Annotated in this window: 8 protein-coding genes; 2 read left to right on the top strand and 6 right to left on the bottom strand. The window is 72.4% G+C overall.

What is annotated here, in order from left to right; genetic code table 11:
- The 5 genes from ABD194_RS20930 to ABD194_RS20910 form a co-directional block, all read right to left on the bottom strand.
- Positions 1 to 289, bottom strand: a 289-nt coding sequence (locus ABD194_RS20930) for an FAD-dependent oxidoreductase (RefSeq protein WP_343995139.1), incomplete at its 3' end; no start/stop codon positions are given.
- A complete protein-coding gene (locus ABD194_RS20925; RefSeq protein WP_343995137.1) occupies positions 286 to 1,086 on the bottom strand; it encodes a class I SAM-dependent methyltransferase in 801 nt (266 codons plus the stop codon). The genes ABD194_RS20930 and ABD194_RS20925, both read right to left, overlap by 4 nt.
- Positions 1,068 to 1,478: a lycopene cyclase domain-containing protein gene (locus ABD194_RS20920; protein ID WP_343995135.1), complete on the bottom strand. Its 411-nt coding sequence runs from the start codon at positions 1,476 to 1,478 to the stop codon at positions 1,068 to 1,070. Before ABD194_RS20920 ends, ABD194_RS20925 begins: the two co-directional genes overlap by 19 nt.
- Positions 1,471 to 1,818 carry a lycopene cyclase domain-containing protein gene (locus tag ABD194_RS20915; protein ID WP_343995133.1) on the bottom strand — a complete coding sequence of 116 codons (348 nt, stop codon included), beginning with the start codon at positions 1,816 to 1,818 and terminating at the stop codon, positions 1,471 to 1,473. The genes ABD194_RS20920 and ABD194_RS20915 overlap by 8 nt, the downstream gene beginning before the upstream one ends.
- 47 nt (positions 1,819 to 1,865) lie before the next feature.
- Positions 1,866 to 2,312 carry a hypothetical protein gene (locus ABD194_RS20910; protein ID WP_343995131.1) on the bottom strand — a complete coding sequence of 149 codons (447 nt, stop codon included), beginning with the start codon at positions 2,310 to 2,312 and terminating at the stop codon, positions 1,866 to 1,868.
- A 193-nt stretch (positions 2,313 to 2,505) separates the two neighbouring features.
- Between ABD194_RS20910 and ABD194_RS20905 the strand changes: the two genes are divergently transcribed.
- Positions 2,506 to 2,871: a YciI family protein gene (locus ABD194_RS20905; protein ID WP_343995129.1), complete on the top strand. Its 366-nt coding sequence runs from the start codon at positions 2,506 to 2,508 to the stop codon at positions 2,869 to 2,871.
- 105 nt (positions 2,872 to 2,976) lie between these two features.
- Here the strand turns inward: ABD194_RS20905 and ABD194_RS20900 are convergent, their stop codons facing one another.
- Positions 2,977 to 3,588: an HdeD family acid-resistance protein gene (locus ABD194_RS20900; protein ID WP_343995127.1), complete on the bottom strand. Its 612-nt coding sequence runs from the start codon at positions 3,586 to 3,588 to the stop codon at positions 2,977 to 2,979.
- A gap of 170 nt (positions 3,589 to 3,758) precedes the next feature.
- Between ABD194_RS20900 and ABD194_RS20895 the strand changes: the two genes are divergently transcribed.
- Positions 3,759 to 4,988, top strand: a complete 1,230-nt coding sequence (locus ABD194_RS20895; protein ID WP_343995125.1) for an ATP-grasp domain-containing protein — start codon at positions 3,759 to 3,761, stop codon at positions 4,986 to 4,988.
- Positions 4,989 to 5,153: the final 165 nt, after the last annotated feature.

Below are 5,153 nucleotides of genomic sequence, written 5' to 3'. Positions count from 1 at the left end.
TGAGGCGGTGGCTGGTCGCTCCGGCGTCGTCGGACGCGCTGCCACCGGCAACGGGCCACGAGCGGACCCGGCCGCCGAGAGTCGCCTCACGCTCGACCACGACGACGTCGACACCCCGCTCGGCGAGACCGGTGGCAGCCGCCAGACCGGCGATGCCGCCACCGACGACGAGGACGGGCCCGCTTGCGGCAGAGTGGTTCTCAGCGGCCCCTGATGGTTGCGGCAGGTGGCGCTCGGCGCGTGGGTCGAGGCCCGGCTGCCAGGGGTGGGCGCCGCGGCGCGGCCTCACGGCATACTCCCCGTGGTCTCCTCGGTGGCCCGCGTCGCGTGGGGCTTGTGGCCGACGACGGTGTGGACGGTGCCGCGCTGCCAGCCGGGCACCGCGTGGGTGGCGACGCGCTCGAAGCCGGCGCGGCGCAGGCGGTGCTCGAGCTGCGCGGTGGAGTCCATGTGCAGCACGCTGCGCCAGAGGTAGCGGTAGAGGCTCGTGTTGCGCGAGGTCAGCCAGCCCAGCGGGATGATGACGCCCCAGCACACGAGCGTCCACAGCAGCGTCGGGACCAGGCGACCGCGGACGGAGTACTCGTGGACGACGAGGGCGCCGCCGGGCCGCAGCTCGTCGTGGATGGCGCCGAGCGCCGCGTCGCGGTCGGGGACGTTGCGCACGAGGTAGGCCGCCAGCACACCGTCGAGGCCGCCGGCGGCGCGGGCGGCCTCGAGCTCGGGGTGCTCGCCCAGGGCCTCGGCACGGCCCTGCGCGAAGGAGACCGTCGCCGGCCACGACTTCTTGCGCGCGCTCGCGAGCATCCCCGCCGATGCGTCGACCCCGAGGACGGCGGCGGTGGGCTCCGGGCCGTGGTGCACGGTGAGCGCCTGCACGAGAGCGGCCGTGGAGGCGCCGGAGCCGCAGCCGAGGTCGAGGACGTGCGCGGGTGGGGAGGCGACCGCGCGGACCAGGGCGTGGGCCGAGGAACGCAGCTGGCGGTGGTAGCCCGGGCTGAGGCCGACCATGAGGTCGTAGCGCTCGGCGACGTCGTCGAACGCCTCGGGGACGTCCTCGCGGCGGGCTACTGGTCCCTCGAGCATGCGTCCTCCTCGTGGGCTGGTGCGGCCCGGGGCGTGTCGGTGGTGTCGTCGGTGGTGTCGTCGGTGGGAGCTGCGGGGGTCTCGGAGGTGCGCCGCCGCTGCTTGGCCCGCTCCCACAGGATGATGGCGCCGCCGACCATGGCGAAGCCGAAGAGGTAGTCCTCGACGGGCACGTCCCAGGGCCAGCGGATGCCGAGGAACTCGTCCGGCGAGTAGATCACGATGGGGGCACTCAGCTTGGTCAGCCAGCCGTCGACGAGCACCTGGAAGCCGAAGACGATGGCCATGCTGACCCAGAACTGGGCCCTGGCGAAGACCCGCGTGCCCGACCAGCGCTCGAGGGCGACGACGGCGAGGACGGCGAGGACCGCGAGGACGGTGTACTCACGCACCGGTGGCCTCCCGCGTGCGCAGTCGCCGCAGCACGGACAGCACCCAGCCGACCGCCTCGTAGGTGAGCAGGCCGCAGACGGGGACGACCACGAAGAAGACGAGCTCCTCGATCGGCATGCCACCGGGCAGGTCGAGTCCCGTGACGTAGGCGGGGTTGTAGCTCCAGTGGTCGCGCCAGATGCCGACGAGGTCCCAGACGGAGAAGACGACGACGATCGGGACGAGGGCCGTCACGAGCAGGCCGGGACGGCGGTAGACCCGGGCGCGCAGGAGGAACTCCAGGGGCAGGGTGATGGCCACGCACCCCGCCATGAGGAGCAGGTACTGGTAGCGATCCACCGCCAAGCCCTCCACTCGTCGCCGGCCGCCGGGCCGTGCGCCCCAGCCTAACCGCGGCGCTCGAGCAGCCGCCGGAGCGCTGTGCCGTAGGCCGCCCGCCCGACCCGCCCGACGACGGGGTCGAGGACTCGCGGCACGCCGCGTACGCCGATCTGCTGGGACCACTCGACGCTCGAGCCCGGTCCGGCAGGGTTGACGCGCAGGACGATGGAGCCGCGGACCACCTTGCCCTCCTTGTGGATCCGGGCCTGCCCACCCTCACCGTCCGTGGGCGGGCTGATCGAGTCGACGACCATGACGTCGTCGAAGCCGACCGGTCCGACACCGGTGCGGGCCACGAACCGGGACCCGGGGACCAGCCGGTCCGCGCTCATCCCCTCGCCCGTCACCGTCGTCAGCGGGATGACGGCGGTGTGCGCGTGCAGGTCGAGCACGCGTCGCCACGCCTCCGGGGCGGGCAGCGTCGATTCGAGGTGCACCGTGAAGCTCGCCATGGGCCCAGTCTGACCGGCGACACGCGCTCGGGACCCCAAGACGTGTCCGGTCTGGCGACATGTCGCCGGACCGGAGCCAGAGCGGATGGACGAGGCTGGATCGACGTGTCGAGACCCGGCCGCGCCGATCGACGTCGTGGTGTTGGCTGGGACGGGACCCGGCCCACCACAGTCCACGACCAAGGAGAGACCGATGCGCTACCTGATGATCCACAAGCTCGACGAGTCCCGCCCCGAGGCCTGGAACCCCAGCCCCGAGTTCCAGGAGGCGATGGGCAAGCTCATGGGCGAGTGCTTCGAGTCCGGCGTGCTGCTCGCGGCAGAGGGGGTCGTGCACAGCAAGGAGGGCGCGATCGTGCGGAAGCAGGAGGGGGCCGGTGTGACGGTCACCGACGGGCCGTTCACCGAGGCGCGCGAGGTCATCGGCGGCTTCGCCCTCGTCAACGTCGAGAGCCGCGACCAGGCGCTCGAGCTCGCCGAGCGGTTCGCCTCGCTCTTCGACGAGGTCTCGGTCGAGGTGCGCCGGGTCCACGAGTTCGAGGACCTGCCGCAGGGCTGAGCCCTGGGCACGAGCGTGGAAGGTCGCACCCCTGTCGCGGCTGCGACCTTCCACGTTCCGAGCCGACGCCGTATGCCGGCTGCGACCGTATGCCGGCCGGTGGGCTCAGGCGGCCGTCGGCGCCCGGGACTCCCGTCGGGCCACGAACACCGTGACGAGCTCGGCGACGCCGAGGACGATGAGCAGGATGCCGGCGATCCGGGCCAGGATGACCAGTGTCTCGCCGGGCCAGGCCGCCACGGCGACGCCGGCGATGACCGAGATGGCGCCGAAGACGATCAGGAAGACCCGGGCACCGGTCGACCGGTCGGCCGCGAAGCCGTGGGCCAGGGCCGCGACTCCCTCGGCGATCCAGCCGACAGCGATGAGGATCGCGATGACGAACAGCGACGTGCCGGGCCGGAAGAGGCAGACGATCCCGGCGATCACCGTCAGTACTCCGAGGGCCATCGAGACCGGCCTGACCCAGCCCGGGTGGCTGGGCAGCTCGCGGGTCACCGAGAGGCGGATGGCGCCGGCCGCGATGAGCTGGATGCCGAACAGGATGGCGACGACGAGCAGCGTGACGTTCGGCCACACGAGCACGATGACGCCGAGGACGACGGAGAGGACCCCGACGGCGACGACCGCGCCGGACCAGCGGGGCGGCGGGCCGAAGTCTCCCGTGTCGCCGGCCCCAGCACTGCGGCCGGGTGTGTCAGGGACGTGGCTCGACATGGCTTCCTCCCGAGGGTGAGGTGACGCCGTAGACCTGCCCCTCCAGTGTCACGCCGGCCCCGCGCTCGTGGCTCGCTTTCGGCGCAGGCCCGGGCGACACGGCATACCGAAGCCGCGAAGCGCTGTGTCAGCCGTGGCGAGCCCCCCGGCGGGCAGATAGCGTCGGCCTCGTGAACATCATCTTCGTGGAGCCGTCGTTCCCGGCGAACCAGCGTCGCTTCGTGCACGCCCTCGCGGCGGTGGGTGCGAACGTCTACGGGATCGGAGAGACCGAGGAGGGGCACCTCGACGCGGAGGTGCTCGGGGCGCTGCGCGGCTACTACCGCGTCGGCAACGTCACCGACGTCGACCAGATGGTCTCGGCGGTCCGCTACTTCCAGGACAAGGTGTGGATCGACGCGCTCGAGGCCGTCGTCGAGTCGCACACCATGACCGCGGCACAGGTGCGCGAGGCGTGCGGCATCCCGGGCACGAGCGTGCGCACGACGTGGCTGTGCCGCGACAAGCCGTCCATGAAGGAGGCGCTGCGCCAGGCCGGCGTCCCCACGGCCGCCAGCGCGGCGATCGACTCGGCGGCCGAGGCTCGCGACTTCGCCGAGCGGGAGGGTTACCCGCTGATCCTCAAGCCGCGCGCGGGCGCCGGCGCGCAGGGCACGGTCCGCGTCGACAGCGACGCCGAGCTCGAGCAGGCGCTGCAGGCGTACGGCCGCGAGGGCGCCACGTCGATCGCCATCGAGGAGTTCGTCGAGGGCCACGAGGGCTTCTACGACACGATCTCCCTCGACGGGCGGGTCGTGCACGACTGGGCCACGCACTACTACCCCAACGTCCTCGAGGCGATGCGCCACCGGTGGATCTCACCGCAGTTCATCACGACCAACCGCATCGACGAGCCCGGCAACGCCTTCTACGCCGAGGTGCGCGAGCTCGGCCGACGCGTCATCGAGGCCCTCGGCATCGAGACGTCCGCCACGCACATGGAGTGGTTCTACGGCCCGAAGGGCTTGCGCTTCAGCGAGATCGGTTGCCGGCCGCCCGGCGTCGGCGCGTGGGACCTCTACTCCGCCGCCAACGACGTCGACGTCTACCGCGAGTGGGCGCACGTCATCACCCATCGCGCGCCCGAGCAGCAGATGAGGCGGACGTATGCCGCCGGCATCGTCGCGCTGCGCCCCGACCGGGACGGGTCGATCACCGGCTACAGCGGCATCGACGAGATCCAGGCCCGCTACGGCGAGTGGGTCATCGACGGGCACTTCCCGCCGGTCGGGCACGGCACCCAGGGGGTCGAGGCCGGCTACATGGCCAACGCCTGGGTGCGGGTGCGCCACCCCGACTTCGACACGACCCGCGCGATGCTCGACGACATCGGCCGCACGATCCACGTGCACGCCGGCTGAGCGCGGCCACGTGATGTCCACGACGATCCTGCTGGGCCCGCAACGCTTCACGACGACCGTCGGCGCCGTCGTGCGCGGGCTCGACCTGGGCGGCCGCATCGCCATGGTCAACTCCGGCTGGGAGGAGCGCGAGTCCGACGACGCCGAGCTCGCGGGCCACTTCGA

The organism is Terrabacter terrae (assembly GCF_039529575.1).
GTDB lineage: Bacteria > Actinomycetota > Actinomycetes > Actinomycetales > Dermatophilaceae > Terrabacter > Terrabacter terrae.
Note: the sequence above shows the minus strand (reverse complement) of the source record. Positions and strands in the feature narration are given on the sequence as shown.